This window comes from Bradyrhizobium sp. Ken01 (genome assembly GCF_055807355.1).
The window spans coordinates 260,671-283,998 of sequence record NZ_JBVVPC010000003.1; the positions used below are offsets into that span (position 1 = coordinate 260,671).

Genomic DNA, 23,328 nt, shown 5'->3' on the forward strand with positions numbered 1-23,328 from the left:
TCTGATGGCAATGATGTACACGCCGACCATTCCGCCGCCCGATCCGGACACGCGCACGCCGAAGTTCGAGCTGCCGAAGCTGGCTTGCGATGCGCATTGCCACATCTTCGGGCCCGGCGCGAAATACCCTTACGCGCCGGACCGTTCCTACACACCGCCGGATGCGTCGCTCGCCGATCTCCGCGCGCTGCATGCCAAGCTCGGCGTTGGACGTGCCGTCATCGTCAATGCCAGTGTGCATGGCACCGACAACACGGTGGCGCTCGACGCCATCGCGCAGAGCAACGGCGCCTACCGTGCGGTTGCCAATATCGACGACACCATCACCGAGCCCGGGCTCCGCGTGCTGCACGAGGGCGGCTTCCGCGGCTGCCGCTTCAATTTCGTCCGCCATCTCGGCGGCGTTCCCGACAAGCGGGTGTTCGACCGCATCGTCGCGATGGTCGCGCCGCTCGGCTGGCACATCGACCTGCATTTCGACGCGATCGACCTGCCCGAATACGCCGATATGCTGACCAGGCTGCCGCTGAGCTACACGATTGACCATATGGGACGGGTGAAGGCGTCCGAAGGGCTCGATCAGCTTCCGTTCAGGATCCTGATCGAGCTGATGCAGCGCGACGAGAAGTGCTGGGTCAAGATCTGCGGCTCGGAACGGGTGTCATCGGCCGGTCCGCCGTTCACCGATGCCGTGCCGTTCGCGCGAAAGATCGTCGAGACCGCACCCGACCGGGTCATCTGGGGCACCGATTGGCCACATCCCAACGTCAAGACGATGCCGAACGACGGCGATCTCGTCGACCTGATCCCGCTGTTCGCGCCGGAGCCGGAGTATCAGCAGAAGATCCTCGTCGACAATCCAGCGCGCCTGTTCGAGTTCGACCAATGACGGCGCTTGCGATCGACAAGCCGCGCGGCCGCGTCGCTTGATGAACTTATGACGTTGACGAACAGAAGAGGGGAGTTTGTCCCATGAAAACAGGTCTCGTAGTCACCGCCCATCCCGGCGACTTCGTCTGGCGCGCTGGCGGCGCCATCGCGCTGCATGCGAAGAAGGGCTATCGCATGAAGATCATCTGCATGTCCTACGGCGAGCGCGGCGAGAGCCAGTTCGCCTGGAAGGAGAAGGGCGCGACGCTGGAATCGGTCAAGGCCGGCCGCAAGGACGAGGCGGAGCGGGCTGCCAAGCTGCTCGGCGCCGAGATAGAGTTCTTCGATTGCGGGGACTATCCGCTGAAGCTGACGGAAGCGCATTTCGACCGCATGGTCGACATCTACCGCGAGCTCAATCCGAGCTTCGTGCTGACGCACGCGCTGGAGGACCCCTATAATTTTGACCATCCGAACGCCGCGCATTTCGCGCAGGAGACCCGCGTGGTCGCGCAGGCCATGGGCCACAAGCCCGGCGCGCAGTACAAATACTCTGCGCCGCCGGTGTTTTTGTTCGAGCCGCACCAGCCCGAGCAGTGCAACTACAAGCCGGACCTGCTCCTCAAGATCGACGAGGTCTGGAAGGAGAAGTACGAGGCGTTCCAGATCCTCGCCGCGCAAAGACATCTCTGGGGCTACTACGAGCGTGTCGCGCTCAACCGCGGCATCCAGGGCAGCCGTAACACCGGCGTTCCCATGACGTATGGCGAGGCCTATCAGCGCTTGTTCCCGACGGTAGCGGAGGAGCTGGCATGAAGCCGGTCGTCGTTCGCAACATTGAGCGAGCCGATCCCGCTGCCATGGCGGAGTACGGCGTCTCGACCGTGCACGAGGCCTATGGTCGGCTCGGCCTGATGAAGCCTTATCTGCGGCCGGTCTGGGTCGGCGCGGCGATCGCCGGCCCCGCGGTCACCGTACTGGCGCAACCCGGCGACAACTGGATGATCCATGTCGCGGTCGAGCAGTGCAGGAAGGGCGACATCCTCGTCGTCGGCTGTACCACCGACAACACCGACGGCATGTTCGGTGAGCTGCTCGCAACCTCGTTGCAGGCGCGGGGCGTGCAGGGGCTGATCATCGATGCTGGCTGCCGCGACGTCAGGGCACTGCACGAGATGAAGTTTCCGGTGTGGTCGCGCGCGGTCTCGGCCAAGGGCACGGTGAAGGCGACGCTTGGCTCCGTCAACATTCCCGTGGTCTGCGCCGGCGTCAATGTCGATCCCGGCGACATCATCGTGGCCGATAGCGACGGCGTCGTGGTGTTGCCGAAGCGTTACGCAGCCGAGGTCGCCGAGAAGGCTAAGAAGCGCAACGCGGACGAAGGCGGCAAACGCAAGCGGCTGGCTGCGGGCGAGCTGGGCCTCGACATGTACTGCATGCGCGAGGCCTTGGCGAAGGCGGGACTCGTCTATGTCGACAATCCCGAGGATGTCTGAAGAGAAGCGGAGCGGGCCGATGGATCGTCTCAGGCTGAAGGCCGTGCTCGGCAATCACCCCCACGTCCAGGCGGTGAAGAGCGGCGAGCTGCGCTCCGACCGCTTCGATCTCGACTTCATCGAATACACGCCAACCAACACCGCGTTCAAGCCGATGGTGCGCGAGCAGGCCTTCGACGTCTGCGAGATGGCGATCGTGACCTATCTGATGGCGAAGGCGCATGGCAAGCCGCTCGTGCTACTGCCTGCCACCATGCTCGGCCGCTTCCAGCATTCCTACGCGCTCTATAATCCTGCGCATGGAACGCTCGGGCCGTCCGATCTCGAAGGCAAGCGCGTCGGCATCCGCTCGTTCACGACCACGACGGGCGCCTGGATCAGAGGCATCCTCGCCAACGACTGCGGCGTCAACCTCGACAAGATCTGCTGGATCACGTTCGAGGACCCGCATGTGGCAGAATATGTCGACTCCACCGAGCGCGCGCCGAACGGCAAGAAGATCTTGCAGATGCTGATCGACGGCGAGCTCGATGCCGTCCTCGGCGAGGCCTCCGATGATCCCAAGCTGAAGACGCTGTTCCCCGATCCGGCCGCGGAAGCCGCCATATGGTACGCGCGCCGCGGCGTCGTGCCGGTCAATCATTTCGTGGTCGTGACCGAGCAGCTGGCGAAATCGCGTCCTGACGTGGTTTCGGGCATTTATGATCTCCTCAAGCGGAGCAAGGTGCAGGCGGGACCGGCGGCAATGCCGGACCTTGTTCCGTTCGGAATCGAAGCTAACAGGAAGCCGCTGGAGCTGATCGTGGACTATGCGTTCCAGCAGGCGCTGATCCCGCGCCGCTACGCGGTCGAGGAGCTGTTCGACGAGACGACGCGAGGATTGAACTGATGGCGGGTGATCCGAGACGATGGCAGATCGGACTGGTCGGTTACGGCGAGGTCGGCAGGATCCTGGCCGAGGATTTGCGCCAGCAGGACATCAAGGTTGCCGCCTATGACATCAAGCTCGGAGGCGAGCAGGGCGGTTCGCTGCAGGAGCATGCTGAAAAATTCGGTGTCTGGCTCGCAGCCTCACACGCCGAGCTCACCGCTAAATCCGATTTCATCGTCTCCGCGGTCACCGCCAGCCAGGCCGTGCCGGTGGCGAAGGCCTGCGCGGCCGCGATCAATCAGGGCACCTGGTTCCTGGATTTCAATTCGGCGTCTCCCGGCGCCAAGCAGCGCGCCGCCGCGCTGATCGATGCCGCCGCCGGACGCTATGTCGAGGGCGCGGTCATGACGTCGGTGCCGCCTTATCGGATCAAGGTGCCACTGCTGCTCGGTGGTCCCGGCGCCAGGGAGCTGGAGCCGCTTTTGAACGCGATCGGTTTTGCGGCCAAGGTTGCGAGCGACAAGCTTGGTGTTTCATCGGCGGTGAAGATGTGTCGCAGCATCATGATCAAGGGCCTGGAGGCCATGGTCATCGAAAGCTTCACCACCGCGCGCGCCTATGGCGTCGAGGATGCGGTACTGGCTTCGCTGGCGGAAACCTTTCCCACGATCGATTGGGAGAAGCAGGGCGCTTATTGCTTCCAGCGCGTGATCGAGCATGGCCGCCGCCGCGCCGAGGAAGTGCGCGAGGTCGCCGAGACTGTGCGTGAAGCGGGGCTGACGCCGTGGTCCGCGCAGGGCACCGCCGAGCGGCAGGCCTGGGTGGCGGACCTTGCCGATCAGGGCCTGTTCGGAACGAAAGGCACCGAGGAGTTCGCCCGCAGCGCTGATTGGCGCACCGAGGCGGACCGAATCCTGGCGAAGATCAATCGCGAGAAATAGGGCGGCTCCTGCTCAGGACTTTGGCGTGCGACAGCCCGTGAACTCGTCGCGGGCGCGTTCGATCAACTCCATCAAGTCTTCGGCCTTGCGGGCCAGCCGATCGTTCGCGACTTCGGTCCGGAATTCTGCGCGGATCGATCGAATACACTTGTCGGCCGTATCGAGCGTCAGGAGCATGCGCGTCAGGTCATCCTGTGTCCGGACGCCCGCCAGATCGAGGTCCGACAGGACGTGCCCGATGCCGTCGAGCCGCTTCACCGCGGCCTCGCTGGGCGTTCTCGCTCGAATGGAGTGAGTGTCGATGCCGCTGAATGCGCTGAACATGTCGATGCTTCCCCGTTGAATGCAGACATCAGTGCCGGTCCTACTATGACCGGCACCGCGGGACTTGCAATGCGCGCAGCTATCGGGAATCAGCAGGAATCTACTATCCGGGAATCTACCGGATTCGGAATTGCGGAACGATCAGCGGTAACATCGAACGGAAGCTGCTCGGAAATAAGCCGGCCTTCAATGCAGATATGCACGAGAGCGGATCAGCAGCCGGGGCTGAACAGAGTGGGCCGTTGACGCGCAAAAGTCTGCCGGCCGCTCTTGAAGCCCATCACGATATCCGGCAGTTCGGCGATGGCGAAGCGGCTGTCCTGCGTATCGAGCAGGACGAGATCGGCCGGATTCCCAACCTCGATGCCGTAATCCCCGAGGTTCATCAGCCGCGCCGGCAGCTCGGTCACGAGATCAAGGCAGGTATCGAAGTCGTTGACCGAGGCATGCGCGACGTTGGCGTAGAAATTCGCCATTCGCAGGAGTGAGGCATCACCGAATGGCGTGAAGGGATTGAGCACGTTGTTGGTCGCGATGGAGCACACCACGCCTTCGCCAGCGAGCTTGTGGGCGAGCGTCAGCCCACGCGGCGCGTTGTGGGTCGCCTCGCGCCCCATCAGATAGAGATCGGTTGCCGGCAGCACGGTGACGGCAACGCCGGCCTTGGCCAATTGCGCGGTAGCAGCCTTCAGCCGCTCCGGTGGCAGTGCGGAGAGTTTCGTCGCATGGCCGATTGCCACGCGACCCCCGTAGTTGCGCCGCTCGGTCTGCCGGCAGACCTCGTCGAGGTGCCACCAGGAGGGATCGAGATCGAAATCGAGATGGAGATCGACATCGAAGTCGAATTCCTGCGCTAGCTCGAAGATGCGGGCGAGATGTGCGTTCGGGTCGGTGTCGGTGTAGGGGCAGCCGCCGATCACCTCGCCGCCGTCACGTAGCGCCTGGATCAGAAGCTCCTCGCTGCCGGGATCGTTGGTGAGGCCTTCCTGAGGAAAGACACAGAGCGACAGGTCGATCGCCCAGGCATAGTCACGCTTCAGCGCCTTCACCGCCTCGAAGCCGCGCAACCCGATGCGCGGGTCGATCTCGACATGGGTGCGCATGCGCGTGGTGCCGTGGACGATGGCACGTTCGAGCACCCTGGCGCCGCGTTCATATACGTCCTCTACCGTGAAGTCCTTCTTCATCCCGGCGACGGCGCGGATCGCTTCCGAGACGCTGCCGTGACCATGCCCGCAGCGGCCGAGCAGGCAGGCCTTGTCGAGATGGATGTGGCTGTCAACGAAGCCGGGCAGGGCGAGGCGCCCGCCGACATCGACCTCGACGGCCTCGCAGGCGAGCGTCGGTTCGATAGCGGTGATCCGGCCGCGCGTGACGCCGATGTCCATCGGGTCGGCGGCACCACGCAGCAAGGCGTTGCGAAAAATGAGGTCAAAGGCGGATTGGGTGATCATGGCTCTTGCGGAAGGAATTTAGTGCAGTCAGCCGCGTTTGGCGGCTCCAGATTGTCGGCAGTGTAGCGACGGAAATGTTCAAAATATATGCACGTATTCCCCGAGAGCGGCGTTAGTATTCCGCAAACCGGGGAGAACGAGCCATGTCCGTTGCCGCAAAAGCCGAAGCCGGTCCGTCGTCCGACGCCGAGATCGTGGAAGCCTATCTCACGGCATCGATGATCCCCGATCCGGACGCCGCCGCGGCCTATATGGCGCCGGGCACGGTGATCACCTTTACCGGCGGGCGCGAGTTCGATCATCCGCGCGGCCCGACCGGGTTCAACGCCAAGCGCTACCGCTGGGTCAAGAAGAAGATGGATCGGTTCGATATCTGCCCGGGCGACGGCGAGACCGTGGTCTACAGCGTCGGCACGCTCTACGGCGAATGGATGGATGGGACCGCGTTCGAGGGCAACCGCTATGTCGACCGCTTCGTGGTCCGGAATGGCCAGATCACCAAGATGGATGTCTGGAACGACAGCGCCGAGCGCATCCTGGTCCAGCGCGGTATCGACGCGTAAGCGCCATCCTGGCGGTTGAGCCGCCCTGACTCCACGGAGACAAACGGCCGGTCACCGTATCGCAAGCCGCGATAGCTGATAGACGCAAGCTCGTCTGGCGGCTGTCGCGCGCCTGCGCTATCAACGGCGCGATTGCTGCGCCCGGCATGGAGGCGCGAGCCTCCTCGAGGAGTTCCCGATGCGTTTACCCACCCTTGTCCTGGCCCTCACATGCCTTGCAACTGCCGCCTCCGCCGAAGACCTGTCGGGTACGCTTCAGAAGGTCAAAGAGACCAAGAAGATCACGCTGGGCTATCAGGAGGCCTCGGTCCCGTTCAGCTATCTCGATGGCAACCAGAAGCCGGTCGGCTTTGCCATGGATATCTGCCTGAGAATCGTGGATGCCGTGAAGAAGCAGCTCGGCATGCCCGACATCGCCGTCGACACCATCGCCGTGACGTCGTCGAACCGGATTCCGCTGATGGTCAACGGGACGCTCGACCTGCATTGCTCGGCGACCACCAACAATGCCGATCGCCAGAAGCAGGTCGCCTTCACCAACACGCACTTCCTCAGCGCAACGCGATTTGCGGCCAAGAAAGCCGCAAAGATCAACACCATCGACGATCTCAAGGGCAAAGCGGTGACCGCGGTGGCCGGATCGGTCAATCTGACGCAGCTCGCCAAGGTCAACACGGAGCGCAATCTCGGCATCAACGTGATGCCGGCCAAGGACCAGGCCGAGGCCTTCCTGTTGCTGGAAACCGACCGCGCCCAGGCCTACGCGCTCGACGACGTGCAGCTCGCGGTCGCGATCGCGCGCTCGAAGGAGCCGCAGCTGTTCATGATCAGCGAGGAGACGTTCTCGAAGCCCGAGCCTTACGGGATCATGCTGCGGCGGGAGGACGCGCCGTTCAAGGCGCTCGCCGATCGCGCGACTGCAGAGCTGTACGCCAGCCAGGAGATCGAGGTCCTGTACAAGAAGTGGCTGGAATCGCCGACCCCGCCGAACGGCCTCAACTACAACGTCCCGATGTCGGGCGCCTTGCGCAACGCCTTCAAGAAGCCGAGCTCCAGCTTCGATCCGGATGTGTACGTCGTCAACTGAGGCGAGAGCTGTCGCGGCCGGAGGCGTGTCGCGCGCATGCGGCCCGCCGAGATGTCAGTAGGCCGTCGGGAACGTCCACCGCGCCCCGGGTCCGGCCGGGGGCGGGCCAGCCTGCTGCATGATATCGCTCCCGAGGAACTTGCGGTCGCCTTCGCGACTCTCCTGCGCATAGAACGGTGGGCAAGCCGCCAGAGACCGACGCCGAAGCGAAATAGCCATGCGCGCAAATGAACCGTTCCCGGTCCGCCACGCGGACCTGATTTTCGCTTTGAAGACGTTCGCCGCGTCGATCCTGGCGCTCGTCATCGCGCTGGCAATGGATCTGCCGCGGCCTTATTGGGCCATGGCGACCGTATACATCACCTCGCAGCCGCTGGCGGGGGCGACCAGCTCGAAGGCGTTCTTCCGCGTGATGGGCACACTGGTCGGCGCGATCACGACGGTGGCGCTGGTCCCAAACCTGATCGATGCACCCGAGCTGCTGTGCCTCGCGATCGCGCTCTGGGTCGGGCTCTGTCTTTATCTCTCGCTGCTCGATGGCACACCACGCAGCTACGTCTTCATGCTGGCCGGGTACACGGTGGCGCTGATCGGCTTTCCCTCGGTGTCCGAGCCGGGCGCCATTTTCGAAACCGCGGTGGCAAGGCTCGAGGAAATTTCGCTCGGCATCATCTGCGCCAGCCTGGTTTCGACCATCGTCTTTCCGCGCAGCGTCGCGCCGGCTGTTGCCAATCGGATCGAGAATTGGGTGGCGGACGCGCAGCGCCTAAGTCAAGTCGTCCTGCTGCGCCACGGGACGAACGAAACCCGCCGCGGCAAGCGCATCAAGCTTGCGACCGACATCGTCGACATCGACACGCTCTCCACCCATCTTGCTTATGACCGGTTGACCGACCGCAATGCCGTCGTCGCACTGGGTGAAATCCGGCTTCGCATGCTGATGCTTTTGCCGGTGATCGCTTCGCTCGAGGACCGGCTCGCCGCGCTGGGCGAGGAGGCGTTGAGGCGGCAACCCGAGCTGGGGCGGCTCCTGGAAGATCTCGCGGGATGGATCACGAGCGACGCCAACGAACGGCAGCCGGCCGAGCGGATTCGCGCCATGATCGCACGGCAGCAGGCGGTCCTCGACGACAGCGCGTCCTGGGAGCGGATCATCGTCACCAGCCTGTTGTCGCGGCTGCGCGAGCTGGTCGACCTCTCGCGCGATTGCCGCGCCCTGACGGAAGCGATCGTCGAGAACCGGAACGTCTCGACCCTCGATCTGGATTTCCAATCCGAAGCAGGTGCCGCGCCGGTGCGCCATAGGGATCGCGGCCTTGCCCTGTGGTCGGCTGCCGGCGCGTCGGCAGCCATCCTGATCTGCTGCGCGTTCTGGATCGGTACCGGCTGGCCGGACGGCGCGTCGGCGCCGATGATGGCGGCCGTCGCCTGTTCGTTCTTCGCCGCGCAGGACGAGCCCGCGCGCTTCATCCGCAGTTTTGGCCTGTGGTCCCTGGTCGCCATTGTCGTCGTGGCGATCTACCTTTTTGCGCTGGTGCCCGCGATCTCGCATCTCGAGGTTTTGGTCGTCGCGCTCGCGCCAACGTTCCTCTTCTATGGCTTCCTGATCGCACGGCCCGCAACGACCGGAACCGGCATGGCGCTCGCGGCCAACACGGCGACGCTGCTGGCGCTGCAATCGACCTACAGCGCGGATTTCGCGTCCTACGCAAATTCCGCTGTCGCCTTCTTCGTCGGTGTCATCATTGCCGAGCTGGTGACGCGGATCGCGCGTGGGGTGGGGGCGGAGTGGATCGCCAACCGCCTGGTGCTGTCGAACTGGACGGCGCTCGCGGTCGCCGCCGAACGGCGCGGCAAGCGGGATCGCGCGGAGTTCGCGGGCCTGATGCTGCACCGGCTCGGCCTTCTGGTGCAGCGAATCGCGTTTCTCTCCGAGAGTGACCGCCGCGACGCCGAGAGCCTGGTCCAGCTTCGTATCGGAATCAACATCATCGATCTGCGGCGCGCCCGCTACGGGCTTGCGGCATCCACCATTGCCGTGATCGACGACATGCTCGATCAGCTCGCCATCGCCTGCCGCAGATATGCGGGTGATGGAATGCCGGCCGAACTTCTGACAAGCGTCGATCGGGCACTGGCCCGGGCGGTGAAGGATCCCAACGGAAAGGCGCGCGAGGACGCTCTGGTCGGCCTCGTCGGCATAAGGCGCGGCCTGTTTCCGGACGCACCGGCCTATCGGCCGCGGGCAGGCGAGAGTGTTGCGGCGTGAGATACGTGATCGATATCTACGGTGTGCTCGTGCCAGCGCTGCTGTTGTGGATCATCATCGCCTACGCACTGAGTGCTCTGCTGCGCCGCTTCATGCAGCGCTTTGATCTTTACCGGCTGGTCTGGCACCGCGCGCTGTTCGATTTCGCGATCTATGTCTGCATTCTCGGCGTCGTCGTCTATCTCTCGGAGTATCTTGCATGAAAGGGAATGTTGCCTGGCTCGGGCGCCTCGCGTTGACGCTCCTTGCCGTCGTCGCCGCGCTCGCTGTCGGCCGCGAGCTCTGGGTCTATTACATGGAGCAGCCATGGACCCGCGACGGCCGGGTGCGCGCCGACGTGGTGCAGGTCGCGCCCGATGTGTCGGGCTTCGTGACCGAAGTGTTGGTCAAGGACAACCAGAAGGTCCATCGCGGTGACGTCCTGTTCAAGATCGACCGCGAGCGTTTTGCGCTGGCGCTGCGGCAGGCCGATGCGTCGGTGGCCGGTCATCAGGCTACGCTCGATCAGGCCAATGCCGATTTGAAGCGCTACAGCGCGCTGACGACCGACGCCGTGTCGCAGCAGAAACAGGAGCAGGTGCTGGCCACCCAGCTCCAGGCCAAGGCGGCTTTCGATGCGGCCGTTGCCGACCGCGCGGTCGCCCAGCTCAATCTCGATCGCAGCGAGGTGCATGCCTCCGTGAACGGCGTGATCACTAACATGGATCTGCGTCCCGGCGCCTATGTCACGGCCGGGAAAGGCGTGATGGCGCTGGTCGACAGCGATACGCTGCATGTCGAAGGCTATTTCGAGGAGACGAAACTTGCGCGCATTCGTATCGGTGACAAGGTGCAGGTCCGCCTGATGGGCGAGAAGGTGACGCTGCCGGGCCATGTCGAGAGCATCGCCGCCGGCATCGAGGACCGCGACCGCGTCGAGGGCGCCAGCCTGCTTGCCAACGTCAACCCGACCTTCAGCTGGGTGCGCCTCGCCCAGCGCGTGCCGGTACGCATCGCGCTGGATCATGTGCCTGACGGGATGTCGCTGGTGGCCGGGCGCTCAGCGACGGTGGAGGTGCTGAATTAGGCGCGATTGCCATCGCCCGATTCAAGCGTTCGAATATTTCTTCAGCTCGAACCGCGCGATCTGGTTCCTGTGGACTTCGTCCGGGCCGTCGGCGAGACGCAGCAAACGCGCGGTCGCATAGGCCTGCGTCAATCCGAAGTCGTTCGACGTGCCGCCGCCGCCGTGGGCCTGGATCGCCCAGTCGATGATCTGGCAGGCCATGTTGGGCACGGCGACCTTGATCATCGCAATCTCGGCTTTCGCCACCTTGTTGCCGACGGTATCCATCGCGTAGGCGGCGTTGAGCGTCAGCAACCGGGCCTGCTCGATCATGATGCGGGATTCTGCGATGCGCTCCTGCGTCACCGTCTGCTCGGAAACCGGCTTGCCGAAGGCGACGCGGCTGCGCACCCGGCGGCACATCTTTTCCAGCGTGCGCTCGGAGAGCCCGATCAGCCGCATGCAGTGATGGATACGCCCCGGGCCGAGGCGTCCCTGCGCGATCTCGAAACCACGGCCCTCGCCGAGCAGCATGTTCTCCTTGGGCACGCGCACATCGGTGAAGACGACCTCGGAGGCGCGATCGGGCACGCCGTAGAAGCCGAACACGGGCAGGGGACGCTTGACCGCGACGCCCGCTGTGTCCATCGGCACCAGGATCATGGATTGCTGCTTGTGGCGGTCCGCATTGTCGGGATCAGTCTTGCCCATGAAAATGCAGATCTTGCAGCGCGGGTCGGTCGCGTTGGTGGTGTACCATTTTCGGCCGTTGATGACGTAATGGTCGCCGTCGCGGACGATCGAGCTTTCGATGTTGGTCGCATCGGACGAGGCGACGGCAGGCTCGGTCATGGCGAAGCAGGAGCGGATTTCGCCTGCGAGCAACGGCTTCAGCCAGCGCTCCTTGTCGTTCTCCGTGCCATAGCGCTCCAGCACCTCCATGTTGCCGGTATCGGGCGCCGAACAGTTGAAGACTTCGGGCGCGAGATGCGAGCGGCCCATGACTTCGCAAAGCGGGGCATATTCGAGATTGGTCAGGCCTGCACCGTGCCCGGAGTCCGGCAGGAACAAATTCCAGAGACCTTCGGCGCGCGCCAGCGGCTTCAGCTCCTCGACGACCGGATAGACCTTCCAGGGCCCCAGCTCCTCCGCCTCGCGATAAAAGCGTTCCTCGTTCGGATAGATGTGCCGGTCCATGAAACCGTCGAGCCTGCGCTTCAGCTCGACGACTTTGGGGGACATCGGGTAGAGCATCTTTGGTCTCCTCGATCGATGGACAGGCTGGCGCGCAATCGGCTCAGGCGACGCGATACTCTTTGAATTTCTCGCGCAGCGCCGATTTAAGCACCTTGCCGGTGCCGGTCATCGGGAACTCGTCCATGAACTCGACGGCGTCGGGCATCCACCAGCTCGCGATTTTCGGGCGCATGTGGTCGAGCAGCGTCTTGCCGTCGACGGTCGCGCCCTTCTTGCGGACGACGATGAGCAGAGGCCGCTCCTGCCATTTCTCATGGTTGATCGCGACCACGGCGGCTTGCAGCACATCGGGGTGAGACAAGGCGACGTCCTCGAGCTGGATCGAGGAGATCCATTCGCCGCCGGACTTGATCACGTCCTTGGAGCGGTCGGTCAGCGTGACGTGGCCCTGGGGGTCGATCACGGCCATGTCACCGGTGATCAGCCAGCCGTCGCGGTCCAGGCCTTCGTCGAGTTTCATGTAGCCGGACGCAACCCACGGTCCCCGCGCGCGCAGATGGCCGACGCTCTTGCCGTCGCGCGGCAGCTCGTTGCCGCCGTCGTCGACGATGCGCAAGGCGGTGCCGAAACACGCGCGGCCGGACACCTGGCGGCGGTCGAACTTCTCCTTGTCTTCGAGATGCTCGGAGCCCGGCCGAAGGCCCGGCATCGAGCAGCCCAACGCTTCGGTCATGCCCCAGGCCTGGATGTAGTCGATGTCATACTCACGCTTGAGCTTCTCGACCATCGCGCGCGGCGGCGCCGAGCCTGACGACAATGTTGCGCGAAGTGTCGAGAACCTGTTGCCGGTGCGTCCGAGCCAGTCGAGCAGGATCAGCCAGAAGCTAGGCACGCCCGCCGACAGCGTCACCTTCTCTCCTTCAAGCAATTCGTAGAGCTTGTCCGGCTCGTAATTGCGGCCGGGCAGCACCAGCTTCGATCCGGTATAGGGCGCGGTGAACGGCATGTTCCAGCCGTTGCCGTGGAACAGCGGCGCCATCGGCATCATCACCTCGCGCACGCCTTCCAGGTGCCCGGGCAGGAAGTCGAAATTGCAGGAGACCATGGTCTGCAGGATCGCGGCGCGGTGCGAATAGATCACGCCCTTCGGATTGCCGGTGGTGCCGGAGGTGTAGCAGATCGTGGACGCCGACTTTTCGTCGAACTCCGGCCAGACGAAGCCGGCGTCGTTCTCTTTGTCCAGAAGCTCCTCGTAGCAATGGACGTTGGCAAGTTTGGTCTCCGGCATCCGCTCGCGCGAGCACATCACGACATAGGCTTCGATCGATTTGAGCTGCGGCGCGATTGCCTCCACGATCGGCAGCGTGGCGCGGTCGATGAACAGCAGCCGGTCCTCGGCATGATTGACGATATAGACGAGCTGTTCGGGGAACAGCCGCGGGTTGATCGTGTGCAGCACATAGCCCATGCCCGGCGCGGCGTAGAACATTTCGAAATGCCGGTGCGTATTCCAGGCCAGCGTGCCGACCCTGTCGCCGGGCATCATGCTGAGCCTCTTGAGCGCCAATGCCATGCGCTTGATGCGCGGATGGGCGTCCGCATAGGTGTAGCGATGGATGTCGCCCTCGATCTCGCGGGCGACGACCTCGGCCTCGGCGTGATAATCGGCGGCATACTGGATCAGGCCGCTGATCAGGAGCGGCATATCCATCATCAATCCCTGCATCGTTCCTCCGGATCGCCACGTCGTTGCGCGGCGTGCGCTTGTGATGTGCGCTTGAGGTTAGCGGAACGCCACGCGACGTTCACGTAAAAAGCGAGGGACCTGATTGCATGCGTCTCTTTTTCAGGGCTAAGTGATGCGAGCTGCCGGCGAAGCAGTTTCCGCCGGGGAGGAAACGGATGTCAGCGGAAAGACACAAGACCGGTGCAGCCGGCGAATCTACACTCGACATTGACGCACTCCGTGCGCGCTATCGCGACGAGCGCGATCGGCGCCTGCGCACCGAGGGCAAGGCGCAATATGTCGAGGTGACCGGCGAGTTTGGGCGCTATCTCGACGATCCCTGGGCCAATTCCGGATTTGCGCGCGAGGCCGTCAGCGAACAGACCGAGGTGGTCATCGTCGGCGGCGGCTTCGGCGGCCTTCTGTGTGGCGCGCGACTGCGCGCGGCCGGCATCGATGATTTCCGGGTCGTGGAAAAGGCCGCCGATTTCGGCGGCACCTGGTACTGGAATCGCTACCCTGGTGCGGCCTGCGATACCGAGAGCTACATCTACCTGCCGTTATTGGAAGAGACCGGCTACATGCCGGTGCGTAAATATGCGCGAGCCCCCGAGATCTACGAACATTCGCGCCGCATCGGCCGTCACTTCGATCTCTACGAGCGCGCGCTGTTTCAGACCGTCATCACGCGCATGGAATGGCAGGAGTACGAGGCACGTTGGCTGGTCGAGACCGATCGCGGTGATTGCATCCGCGCGCGCTTCGTCATCCTTGCTGGAGGCCCACTGAGCCGTCCGAAGCTGCCGGGCATTCCCGGTATCGAAAACTTCAAGGGACACAGCTTCCACACTAGCCGCTGGGATTACGCCTACACCGGCGGCACGGCCGAAGGTGATCTTGGTGGTCTTGGCGACAAACGCGTCGGTATCATCGGCACCGGCGCCACCGCCGTGCAATGCGTGCCGCATCTCGGCCGCTCGGCCAAGGAGCTCTACGTCTTCCAACGTACGCCGTCGGCGATCGGCGTGCGCGACGACCGCCCGACGGATCAGAGCTGGGCGCAGGGACTCAGACCCGGCTGGCAGCGCGAGCGCATGGACAATTTCACCACGGTGATCTCGGGCGAGCCATTCGAACAGGATCTGGTGCAGGACGGCTGGACCGGCCTGCTCGGCGAGATACTGCTGGCGCCGCGTCGCCAGACGCAGCCGGTGACCTCGATCGAGGAGGCGCTCAAGGTCATCGAGCAGGCCGATTATCGCAAGATGGAAGAGATCCGGGCGCGCGTCGACGCGATCGTCAAGGACGAGGCAACTGCTTCGGCGTTAAAGCCGTGGTACAAGGCCTTCTGCAAGCGGCCGTGTTTCCACGACGAATATCTCGACACCTTCAATCGTCCCAACGTGCATCTCGTCGACACCAGGGGGCAAGGCGTCGAGCGCATCACCGAGAACGCCGTCGTGGTCGACGGCAAGGCCTATGAGCTCGACTGCCTGATCTATGCGAGCGGTTTTGAAGTCGGCACCGATTACGCCCGTCGTATGGGCTTCGAGATTTATGGACGCGATGGCACGAGTCTGTCCGAGCGCTGGCGCGACGGCGTCAAGACGATGCATGGCTTCTACAGCCGCGGCTTCCCGAACTGCTTCCTGATCGTCATGGTGCAGGCCGGCCAGAGCGCCAACTTTCCGCACATCATCGACGAGCAGTCGCAGCACATCGCCTACGTGATCGCTGAAGCGCGCAAGCGCAAGGCGCGAACTCTTGAGCCGACGCTGGCGGCCGAAAACGCCTGGGTTGAGGAGGTGGTCAAAGCCGCGCTCGGACGCCAGACCTACCTCGCTGAATGCACGCCCGGCTACTACAACAATGAAGGCGTGTTCGATCCGATCGCGGCGAGAAACAGCCAGTATTGGCGCGGGCCGGTGGCATTCCTGCGGCTGCTCAACAAGTGGCGCAAGGAGGGCAATTTGGACGGACTGGAAATGTCGTATGATCACGCCATGGAGTCGGCGCCTTCGTCCGGGTAAGCTCGGGCATTGGATCGCGCCAGAGAGAGGACATTGGACATGATCAGGGGCAGAACTGTAACTGCGGCGGTTTTCGGGGCGATGACGCTGCTCGGCTGCCTCTCGCCCGCCGCCCACGCCGCGCAATGCGGCAGTTCGCCGGCCGGCTTCGAGGCCTGGAAGCGCGAGTTCAGTGCGGAAGCGCAGGGCAAAGGCGTCGGCCAGACCGCGCTCGGGGCGCTGATGCAGACCAATTACGCCAGTGCCACCATCGCGGCCGACCGCGGCCAGCGCAGCTTCTCGCTGACACTCGACCAATTCCTCGCCAAGCGCGGCGCCACTACCATCGTCGCCAAGGGGCGCCAGCTCAAGCAGTCGCAGGCCGCCTTGTTCGCCTCGATCCAGCAGCGCTATGGCGTTCCGCCGGGGCCGCTGATCGCGATCTGGGGCATGGAGACCGGATTCGGCAGCCAGCGCGGCAACCAGAACATGCTCTCCTCGATTGCGACGCTCGCCTACGACTGCCGCCGTCCCGAATTCTTCACCGACCAGCTCTATGCGGCGCTGAAGCTGATCGATCGCGGCACGCTGTCGGGGGCAACCCGCGGCTCGATGCACGGCGAAGTCGGCCAGACCCAGTTCATGCCCAAGAACATCCTGGCCTACGGCACAGGCAATCTCGAAGTTGCCGCCAATGCGCTGAACTCGACAGCGAATTTCCTCAAGGCCCACGGCTGGCGTGCAGGAGCCGGTTACCAGCCGGGCGAGCCGAATTTCGCCGCCATCGAAGCCTGGAATGCCGCCGGCGTTTATCAGAAGGCGATCGCCCTGATGGGACGGCAGATCGACGAGGGCGGAGGTACGGCCGCCTCGCGCTGACCAGAGCCCCGTTTCGAACGGGCTCTAGCTTCTTGTTTTGGCGCGTTTTCCTTATGCGGACCGGCATCCACTTCGCTTGGGCACCCTGCTGCTCAGCAAGGCGTGATGCGCGGGCAAGAGAAAGTTGTTGCCAACTGGAACCGACGGCACGAGGTTTGCTTTGATCGAACAGGGCTGGGCATGAGGAGACTCAACATGGCAACCCAGATCGTGATGGACCAGACTGGCGACACGCGCCACGAGTTTGATCCTGGCAATGCCGAAGCGCTGGCGCGGGCCGAACGGCGCTTTCGGGAGCTGACCGGAGCGGGCTTCACCGCCGCGCTGCGAACCGGACCCGGCGAAGTCACCCGGATCCGATCGTTCGACCCGACCGCGCAGGAAACGCTGTTCTATCCCCGCCTGGTCGGCGGTTGATCTGAGCTGCTCATGATCGCGGCGGTCTGGCTCCGCGCGCCGGCGCGTGCGCGTCTGCATGCGCTACGCGAACTCTATCGGCGCTTCTTCGGCGAGAACACGCCGGATGCCCGCGGCCGGCGGCTCCTGGCCGAATGGCTGTCACCGGCGCAGCGCGCGCAATTCGAGCAGTACCGGCATTTCGATGTCGTCGGCTGCGATACCGGCAAGACCTATCGCATCCACTATGGCACCGCCGCCAATGTCCACGAGATCGACGCGGCCGGAAACGCGACAATGGGGTGGTGCTTTGTCCCGTCAGGCTTTCTCGTCCCCGGCGACGTCATGCTCGCACAGAAGATCGCACTTGAAACCGACGAAAGGGGAGCTCTCGCGCTCGCCAACAGGTTTCCGCCGGCAACGCATTCGGAGCATTTCTATCGGCGGCCGTTCTAGGGCAAGGCTATCAGTGCACGGCTATCAGTAATGTGTGGTGCGATAGGCATCCACCGCGTGCGCTGCAAAAACGCCGACGCTGCAAAGCGCGAGCAGGGCCGAGATCAGCTCGATCATAGCTCGTCCTCCTGCGGCGCCAGGGCGACGAGGTGCTGACAGCAGGAATAATCCCAGATCAGGTCGAGGAAGAATTGCATGGTGGCCGTCCCTGTATGATTTTGACAACCAGATAACCGAGCATCTGTTTCAGGCGTGTTTCGTCGCATCTGGAAACGGGTTTCTTGGGGAACCCCGGGCTGGTTTGTGCGCTGCGGAGCCGCTACATCCCGCTCTTGCTCAATCCCATTAGCCGCGAGGCGGCGCATCACATGGCGAGGCGAAATCATGGCGCAGGTCGAGTGGTTCGACGATCTCACCATTGGAATGCAGTTCAAATCCCCCGAAGTTCACGTCACCGAGGCCGACATCAAGCGGTTCGCGGCCGAGTTCGATCCGCAGCCGATGCATCTCGACCACGAAGCCGCCAAGCAGACCCTGTTCCGGGGTCTCGCTGCCTCGGGATGGCACACCGCTGCGATTGCCATGAGCCTCGCGATCCAGACCCGCCCCTTCGGCCCGCATCCGCTGATCGGCGCCGGCGTCGACGGGCTGCGCTGGACCATCCCGGTACGGCCCGATGACCGCCTGCATCTGGTTGGCGAGGTCATGAGCCTGACGCCGTCGAAGTCGAAGCCGCAGGGTATCGCACTGGTGAAATGGACCATGTTCAACCAGAACGGCGAGGAGGTTTACACCTTCACCCCGATCGCGATCGTGCCGCGGCGGGAGTAGGGCAAGGTCGGGGCCTACGCACCCCTGAAGCCCTTGCGGGTCACCGGCAGAGGTGGTCATCTCGGTCCGGGGAACACGCTGGAGGCTGACATGAAACGATCTCTTCTCGCCGCCGGGTTGCTGGCCGGCGCCTTGAGCGCAGTCGCTTTGACCGCAAGACCGGTGCAGGCGCAACAATCCAAGGTCGGCGACTGGACCATCGAAAAGCGTACGCAAGACGCACATTGCAATGCGAGCCGCGGCTACAAGGACAAGGAAGACGAGAACCGGGACTACGTCATCGTCATTACCTATTCCGAGAAGGCTATTGTCATCGTCATGATCTATGACGGCTGGGAGTGGGACAAGGTTGGTGAGATCCTCCGGGCCGATGTCGGCACCGACGACGCCGATATCATGAAGAAGGCCAAGTGGGAGGTCATGGACAAGACCACCGTGCGCGGCATCTTCGAATACGATCAGTCCATGATGGACCGGCTGTCTAAGGCCAAGCGTCTCTCGCTCGATTTCGAGGACGATGACGACGACAGCATCGAGATGCAGGTGCCGCGTGCCGGTGAAGCGCTGGCGGCGCTGAAATTCTGCGAGGAGAATCGCAAGTAAATTGCCGGAATCGGATGCGACGTCGGCGGGATCGGTGACGACAGGGTTCTGCAGCGCGCGGCGCCTGACGCATCGCGCACGTGACTCATCGCACACAGTCCGCGCGCTGTTCGCATTTATCCTAGTCTTTGGCGAAAACGTCCAAGCCGCATCCTGCGGTTGACGTTACGCAAGGACGATGTTCGATATTCCAGCATTTCGTTGCAACGTTTTCTCCGCGTCGATTGCGTCGTCCGGCCGATGACAATCCTCCACGCAAATCGGTTTTCGTCTCTCGTCGGCGAGATCTACGACGCGGCGGTCGATCCCGCGCTACGCAGCGGGGTGCTGGAACAGGTTTCGCATTTCATCGGCGGATGTGCCGCGACCATCCTGTCCAGGGACAGAGCCAGGCTCTCGATCGAGATCCATGAGCATTTCGGCAGCGAATCCCGCTTCCGCCAGCTATATCGCGACCGATATGTGGAGCTGGACCCTCTGCTCGATCGTCATCTCACGCTCGCGGCGGAACAGACGATCGGCGTAGCCGACATCATGCCTCATGCGGATTTCCTGACAACGAGCTTCTATCGCGAGTGGGTGGAACCGCAAGGAGCGATGGACCTTGCAACCGTCGCGCTCGAGACGTCGGCCACGCGCACCACGATCCTGCAGGTGTTGCGGCACCGGTCGCACGGACTCGTCGACGAGCCGATGCGTGAGCGCATGCGGCTGCTTGCTCCGCACCTCCAGCGCGCCAGGATCATGGGCCGGCAGATCAGGGCACGCTCGCATACCGTGGACGACCTTGCCGATATCTTGGATGGGCTGAGCACGGCGATCTGCCTGCTCGACGCAGATGGCCGCGTCGTGCATTCCAACGCAGCATGCCGCGGGCTGTTCGCGGATGCCAGACTGCTCGCAATGGTCGGCGACCGGATCGTGGCCCGTAACACCCAGACCGAGAAAATATTCCGTGGCCTGTGCGAAATCGATTCAGGGAACGAAACTCGTTCCGTTCCCCGCCGTCAGATCGAGCTTGCGACATCAGTTGATGGGCAGCACTATCTGCTCCACGCTTTTCCCCTGAAGCGCGATCGCACTCCATCGCGAGATGTTGCAGCCACGGTGCTGTTCGTTCAGAAGGCATCGGCGGCGACATGGCTCGCAGCCGATGCGATCGCTGCGGCCTTCAGGCTGACACCGTCCGAATTGCGCGTATTGATGGCAATTATCGAGATTGGCGGCGTTCCCGACATTGCGGCAAAGCTCGGCATCGCCGAAACGACGGTGAAGACGCATCTCGGTCGCCTGTTCGAGAAGACCGGCGCCGGCAGGCAGGCCGACCTGGTCAAGATCGCCACCGGCTTTGCCGTTCCATTCGCGCGTCGAACGAACGACGGTGACGATGCCTTGTGATTTATTTCACATGGTTCGCCGGCTATGTGCCGCAATCTCAATCCATTGTGATGAGCCGAGCTCCGGTGTCCTCCGAATGCAGGACGCGAGTCATTTGAGACTTTCGTATATCGCGTTGCAGAAAAGTGAAAAGCAGCAAGCGCCGCGAAGAGATGCCACGACGGCATCGAACGCGAGTGTGAGGAACGACAGCGCGCGGCCGGCCTGCTCATCGGTTGGAGGATTGCAGTGAGCCAGTTTGATTTTTCCGTTATCAACGTTTCAACGAACGAAATTCCCGAAAACGAGCGCATCCCTCTGCTTCGCGATTTTTACTGCCGCGGGGTGTTGAAAGCGGAGGTCGAGCCCAGGGAAGGAAAGCCGTTCGCGGCGAGCTTCACGTCCCACGTCATGCCGGAAGCCCAATTGCTGATCGGAGGATTGTGCGGAGCGCGGGTCATTCGCACCAAGCACATGGTTGCCGATGGCGATGACAGTCTGGCCCTGATCGTGAATCGATCCGGCGTGCTTGGGATATCCGAGCGAGGGCACGATCTGAGCCTCCGTGCCGGAGAGGCTGTCCTGACGAGCGCGGAGGACGTCACGACGTTCGAGCGATTGTCGCTGGGTAGCTGTTTCTCGCTGCGTGTGCCGAGACGCGTGCTGGCGCCGATGATCGTGGATGTCGATGACGCTGTGATGAGGGTCATACCGGAGAGTTCAACGGGACTTCGGCTGCTGGTCGATTACGCGGTGACGCTGGTGCGGGAGAATGCGTTCGCGATGCCCAATTTGCGCCAGCTCGGGGTCGGGCATCTGCACGATCTTCTGGCAATCGTCCTCGGTGCCACCAACGAGCCGCGGGAACTGGCCGGGCGGCGCGGCCTCAAGGCGGCACGGCTGCAGAAGGCCAAAGCCTCCATCGCCAACAATTGTTGGCGGCAGGACCTGTCGGTTGCCACGGTCGCCCACGAGCTCGGCGTGACGCCGCGTTATCTCCAGCGCCTGTTCGAGGCCGACGGCAAGACGTTCTCGTCCTTCCTGATCGAACAACGCGTCAAGCGTGCACATCGCATGTTGCGCGAACCCGGATACGCCGAGCGGACGGTCAGCTCGATCGCCTACGATGTCGGTTTCGGCGATCTCTCCTATTTCAACCGCTGCTTCCGGCGGACTTATGGCGCCACGCCCAGTGACGTCAGGAGCCGCGAGATGTCGTGACCGCGCGCGATTGAATGTCAGGTCAAATGCCGATTGGAGACGGCACGGGCGTGCGCCGCCCGCAGTTGGAGTGTTGTGTTGCATGCGCCGTTTTTTCTTTGATCTTATGCTCGGCAATATCGTGAAGATCGATCCGGGTGGCATGGTGTTCGAATGCCCCGAAGCGACATTCGTGGTGGCCAACGAGATGGCAAGCCACCTGTTCGTCTGGCGCGACGATTTGCGCGGCCGCGATGCCTGCATCCGGGTCAGAGACAGCGACGGGCGCGAGATCTATCGCGCCGCGGTCTGGTCGGAGAATCTGGAGAAGGTCGGCTGGGACGAGGCGTGAGCGTCCCGGTGCGGTATTGCAACTCCGCATCAGCAGCGCCCAAAACGGATGTCCGTTCGTTCCGGCCGGCTCGATCCGCCGGGCCGGCGTCCTCCGATCGGAGGATGCCGCATGCTGTGGTTGTGGTATGCTTGGTGATATTGATCACCCAGGCCATTTATAGCCATGCACGGACCACGGAAACTGCCCGACCTGGTCGAGGCCATCTACGATGCCGGGCTCGATCCCTCGCTGTGGAATAACGTCGTCACCGGCATCCGCGACTTCGTCGGCGGCCAGGCCTGCGGGCTGTTTTCCAAGGACTCGGTCAGCAAATTCGGCGTCACGCACTATTATTGCGGGGCGGACCCGCACTACATCCGGCTCTATTCCGAGACGCATTCGGAGTTCGATCCGCTGACAGTCCTGCCGCCGCATGGCCAGATCGTCAGCATCCCGGATCTCGTCAATTTCGATGAATATCGGCGAGGACGCTTTTACCAGGAATGGATGCGGCCGCAGGGTTGCAGCGATGCGGCCAACGTCGTGCTTGAGGATTCGAATCCGAATTGCCCGGTGATGATGACGGTGCTGTCGGGCCGCCGGATGGTGGATCCCGTGATGAAGCACCGCCTCTCGCTGGTCGTCCCGCACGCCAGCCGCGCGTTGCTGATCAACCGCGCCATGACCTCGCAACTGACGCTGGCGACAGCGCTGGCGGAGGTCCTGGACAATCTTGCCTGCGGCATCTTCCTGCTCGATGGTTTCTGCCGGGTGGTGCACGCGAATTCCGCGGGGCACGATTTGCTTGCGGCCGACGATCTGGTTCGGTCCGTTGCGGGGCAATTGGTGACCAGCAGTGCGGAGGCCAATCAGACGCTGCGGGAAGCGTTCACGGCCCGCAATGAAATTGCCCTGCTTGCCACAAAGGGGCATGCGTTTTCACTGCTTTCGCCTTCGGGCGAGCGTTACGTCGCGCACATCCTGCCGCTGTCGTCCGTCCTGCGGGACCGCAGCGAGCGGGTGGTCGATGCCGTCGGTGCGCTGCTCCTGCGCAAGGTATCGCTCGGCGGACAGTCCTACGGCGAATTGATCGCGCGGACATTCGACCTTACGCCGGCCGAGCTGCGCGTGTTCGTGTCGATCGTCGAGGTTGGCGGCGTCCCGGAGACGGCGGTCGCGCTCGGTATCGCGGAAACGACGGCGAAGACGCATCTGCACCGCGTGTTCGCCAAGACGGGCGTTTCGCGTCAGGCTGATCTCGTCAAGCTTGCAGCAGGGTTCTCCAATCCGCTCGTCAACTAGACCGTTGATTTTGCCATCGCGATTGAACCTTTCGCTCCCGCGAAAGACTCACGGAAGCCGCCAGGCATGAAGAACATGTCGCCATCTCCATGTGTCAC

At 63.3% G+C, this 23,328-nt stretch carries 24 protein-coding genes; 20 read left to right on the plus strand and 4 right to left on the minus strand.

Features of this window, described 5'->3' with window-relative positions; all coding sequences use genetic code 11:
• The first annotated feature begins 4 nt into the window (after positions 1-4).
• The 5 genes from AC0L3S_RS05205 (at position 5) to AC0L3S_RS05225 (ending at position 4,178) form a co-directional block, all read left to right on the plus strand.
• Positions 5-889 carry an amidohydrolase family protein gene (locus AC0L3S_RS05205; protein WP_473278317.1) on the plus strand — a complete coding sequence of 295 codons (885 nt, stop codon included), beginning with the start codon at positions 5-7 and terminating at the stop codon, positions 887-889.
• Between the two features lie 83 nt (positions 890-972).
• The gene (locus AC0L3S_RS05210) at positions 973-1,686 is read left to right on the plus strand and encodes a PIG-L deacetylase family protein (RefSeq protein ID WP_473278318.1); all 714 of its coding nucleotides are present in this window, start codon (positions 973-975) and stop codon (positions 1,684-1,686) included.
• On the plus strand, positions 1,683-2,366 hold the full coding sequence (locus tag AC0L3S_RS05215; RefSeq protein ID WP_473278319.1) for a 4-carboxy-4-hydroxy-2-oxoadipate aldolase/oxaloacetate decarboxylase: 684 nt from the start codon (positions 1,683-1,685) through the stop codon (positions 2,364-2,366). Before AC0L3S_RS05210 ends, AC0L3S_RS05215 begins: the two co-directional genes overlap by 4 nt.
• 19 nt (positions 2,367-2,385) lie before the next feature.
• The gene (locus AC0L3S_RS05220) at positions 2,386-3,255 is read left to right on the plus strand and encodes a substrate-binding domain-containing protein (protein WP_473257619.1); all 870 of its coding nucleotides are present in this window, start codon (positions 2,386-2,388) and stop codon (positions 3,253-3,255) included.
• Complete coding sequence (locus AC0L3S_RS05225; protein ID WP_473278320.1) at positions 3,255-4,178, plus strand: DUF1932 domain-containing protein; 924 nt, start codon at positions 3,255-3,257, stop codon at positions 4,176-4,178. The genes AC0L3S_RS05220 and AC0L3S_RS05225 overlap by 1 nt, the downstream gene beginning before the upstream one ends.
• 12 nt (positions 4,179-4,190) lie before the next feature.
• On the opposite strand, the gene AC0L3S_RS05230 is transcribed toward AC0L3S_RS05225, so the two are convergent.
• Positions 4,191-4,502 carry a hypothetical protein gene (locus AC0L3S_RS05230; protein ID WP_473257615.1) on the minus strand — a complete coding sequence of 104 codons (312 nt, stop codon included), beginning with the start codon at positions 4,500-4,502 and terminating at the stop codon, positions 4,191-4,193.
• A gap of 212 nt (positions 4,503-4,714) precedes the next feature.
• Positions 4,715-5,956: an amidohydrolase family protein gene (locus tag AC0L3S_RS05235; protein ID WP_473278321.1), complete on the minus strand. Its 1,242-nt coding sequence runs from the start codon at positions 5,954-5,956 to the stop codon at positions 4,715-4,717.
• A 143-nt stretch (positions 5,957-6,099) separates the two neighbouring features.
• Here AC0L3S_RS05235 and AC0L3S_RS05240 point away from each other — a divergent pair, with 143 nt between their 5' ends.
• From AC0L3S_RS05240 to AC0L3S_RS05260, 5 genes are all read left to right on the plus strand, one after another.
• Positions 6,100-6,519, plus strand: coding sequence for a nuclear transport factor 2 family protein (locus AC0L3S_RS05240; RefSeq protein ID WP_473257611.1), 420 nt, complete (start codon positions 6,100-6,102; stop codon positions 6,517-6,519).
• 178 nt (positions 6,520-6,697) lie between these two features.
• Positions 6,698-7,606, plus strand: a complete 909-nt coding sequence (locus tag AC0L3S_RS05245; RefSeq protein ID WP_473257609.1) for an amino acid ABC transporter substrate-binding protein — start codon at positions 6,698-6,700, stop codon at positions 7,604-7,606.
• 217 nt (positions 7,607-7,823) lie between these two features.
• Complete coding sequence (locus tag AC0L3S_RS05250; RefSeq protein WP_473278322.1) at positions 7,824-9,875, plus strand: FUSC family protein; 2,052 nt, start codon at positions 7,824-7,826, stop codon at positions 9,873-9,875.
• A complete protein-coding gene (locus AC0L3S_RS05255) occupies positions 9,872-10,078 on the plus strand; it encodes a DUF1656 domain-containing protein (protein WP_027517340.1) in 207 nt (68 codons plus the stop codon). Before AC0L3S_RS05250 ends, AC0L3S_RS05255 begins: the two co-directional genes overlap by 4 nt.
• Positions 10,075-10,941 carry an efflux RND transporter periplasmic adaptor subunit gene (locus AC0L3S_RS05260; RefSeq protein WP_473278323.1) on the plus strand — a complete coding sequence of 289 codons (867 nt, stop codon included), beginning with the start codon at positions 10,075-10,077 and terminating at the stop codon, positions 10,939-10,941. Before AC0L3S_RS05255 ends, AC0L3S_RS05260 begins: the two co-directional genes overlap by 4 nt.
• A gap of 21 nt (positions 10,942-10,962) precedes the next feature.
• Here the strand turns inward: AC0L3S_RS05260 and AC0L3S_RS05265 are convergent, their stop codons facing one another.
• Positions 10,963-12,174 (minus strand): acyl-CoA dehydrogenase family protein, encoded by a 1,212-nt coding sequence (locus AC0L3S_RS05265; protein ID WP_473278324.1) that lies wholly within the window; start codon positions 12,172-12,174, stop codon positions 10,963-10,965.
• Between the two features lie 43 nt (positions 12,175-12,217).
• Positions 12,218-13,843, minus strand: a complete 1,626-nt coding sequence (locus AC0L3S_RS05270) for a long-chain fatty acid--CoA ligase (protein ID WP_473278325.1) — start codon at positions 13,841-13,843, stop codon at positions 12,218-12,220.
• A 176-nt stretch (positions 13,844-14,019) separates the two neighbouring features.
• Between AC0L3S_RS05270 and AC0L3S_RS05275 the strand changes: the two genes are divergently transcribed.
• The 10 genes from AC0L3S_RS05275 to AC0L3S_RS05320 all read left to right on the plus strand — a co-directional run bounded on the left by AC0L3S_RS05275 (position 14,020) and on the right by AC0L3S_RS05320 (position 23,230).
• Entirely contained in the window at positions 14,020-15,873 is a 1,854-nt protein-coding gene (locus AC0L3S_RS05275) for a flavin-containing monooxygenase (RefSeq protein ID WP_473278326.1), read from the plus strand.
• 39 nt (positions 15,874-15,912) lie between these two features.
• Positions 15,913-16,731, plus strand: coding sequence for a lytic murein transglycosylase (locus AC0L3S_RS05280; protein ID WP_473278327.1), 819 nt, complete (start codon positions 15,913-15,915; stop codon positions 16,729-16,731).
• A 195-nt stretch (positions 16,732-16,926) separates the two neighbouring features.
• Positions 16,927-17,148 (plus strand): hypothetical protein, encoded by a 222-nt coding sequence (locus tag AC0L3S_RS05285; RefSeq protein ID WP_007592399.1) that lies wholly within the window; start codon positions 16,927-16,929, stop codon positions 17,146-17,148.
• A gap of 12 nt (positions 17,149-17,160) precedes the next feature.
• Positions 17,161-17,583 carry a hypothetical protein gene (locus tag AC0L3S_RS05290; RefSeq protein ID WP_007592397.1) on the plus strand — a complete coding sequence of 141 codons (423 nt, stop codon included), beginning with the start codon at positions 17,161-17,163 and terminating at the stop codon, positions 17,581-17,583.
• 384 nt (positions 17,584-17,967) lie between these two features.
• Positions 17,968-18,414: a MaoC family dehydratase gene (locus AC0L3S_RS05295; RefSeq protein WP_247297582.1), complete on the plus strand. Its 447-nt coding sequence runs from the start codon at positions 17,968-17,970 to the stop codon at positions 18,412-18,414.
• A gap of 90 nt (positions 18,415-18,504) precedes the next feature.
• Positions 18,505-19,017 carry a hypothetical protein gene (locus AC0L3S_RS05300; RefSeq protein WP_211399667.1) on the plus strand — a complete coding sequence of 171 codons (513 nt, stop codon included), beginning with the start codon at positions 18,505-18,507 and terminating at the stop codon, positions 19,015-19,017.
• Between the two features lie 240 nt (positions 19,018-19,257).
• The gene (locus AC0L3S_RS05305; RefSeq protein ID WP_473257589.1) at positions 19,258-20,415 is read left to right on the plus strand and encodes a helix-turn-helix transcriptional regulator; all 1,158 of its coding nucleotides are present in this window, start codon (positions 19,258-19,260) and stop codon (positions 20,413-20,415) included.
• Positions 20,416-20,643: 228 nt separating this feature from the next.
• Entirely contained in the window at positions 20,644-21,615 is a 972-nt protein-coding gene (locus AC0L3S_RS05310; RefSeq protein ID WP_473278328.1) for a helix-turn-helix transcriptional regulator, read from the plus strand.
• A gap of 82 nt (positions 21,616-21,697) precedes the next feature.
• The gene (locus AC0L3S_RS05315) at positions 21,698-21,946 is read left to right on the plus strand and encodes a DUF6894 family protein (RefSeq protein ID WP_473278329.1); all 249 of its coding nucleotides are present in this window, start codon (positions 21,698-21,700) and stop codon (positions 21,944-21,946) included.
• Positions 21,947-22,111: 165 nt separating this feature from the next.
• On the plus strand, positions 22,112-23,230 hold the full coding sequence (locus tag AC0L3S_RS05320) for a helix-turn-helix transcriptional regulator (RefSeq protein ID WP_473278330.1): 1,119 nt from the start codon (positions 22,112-22,114) through the stop codon (positions 23,228-23,230).
• The last annotated feature ends 98 nt before the right edge of the window (positions 23,231-23,328 follow it).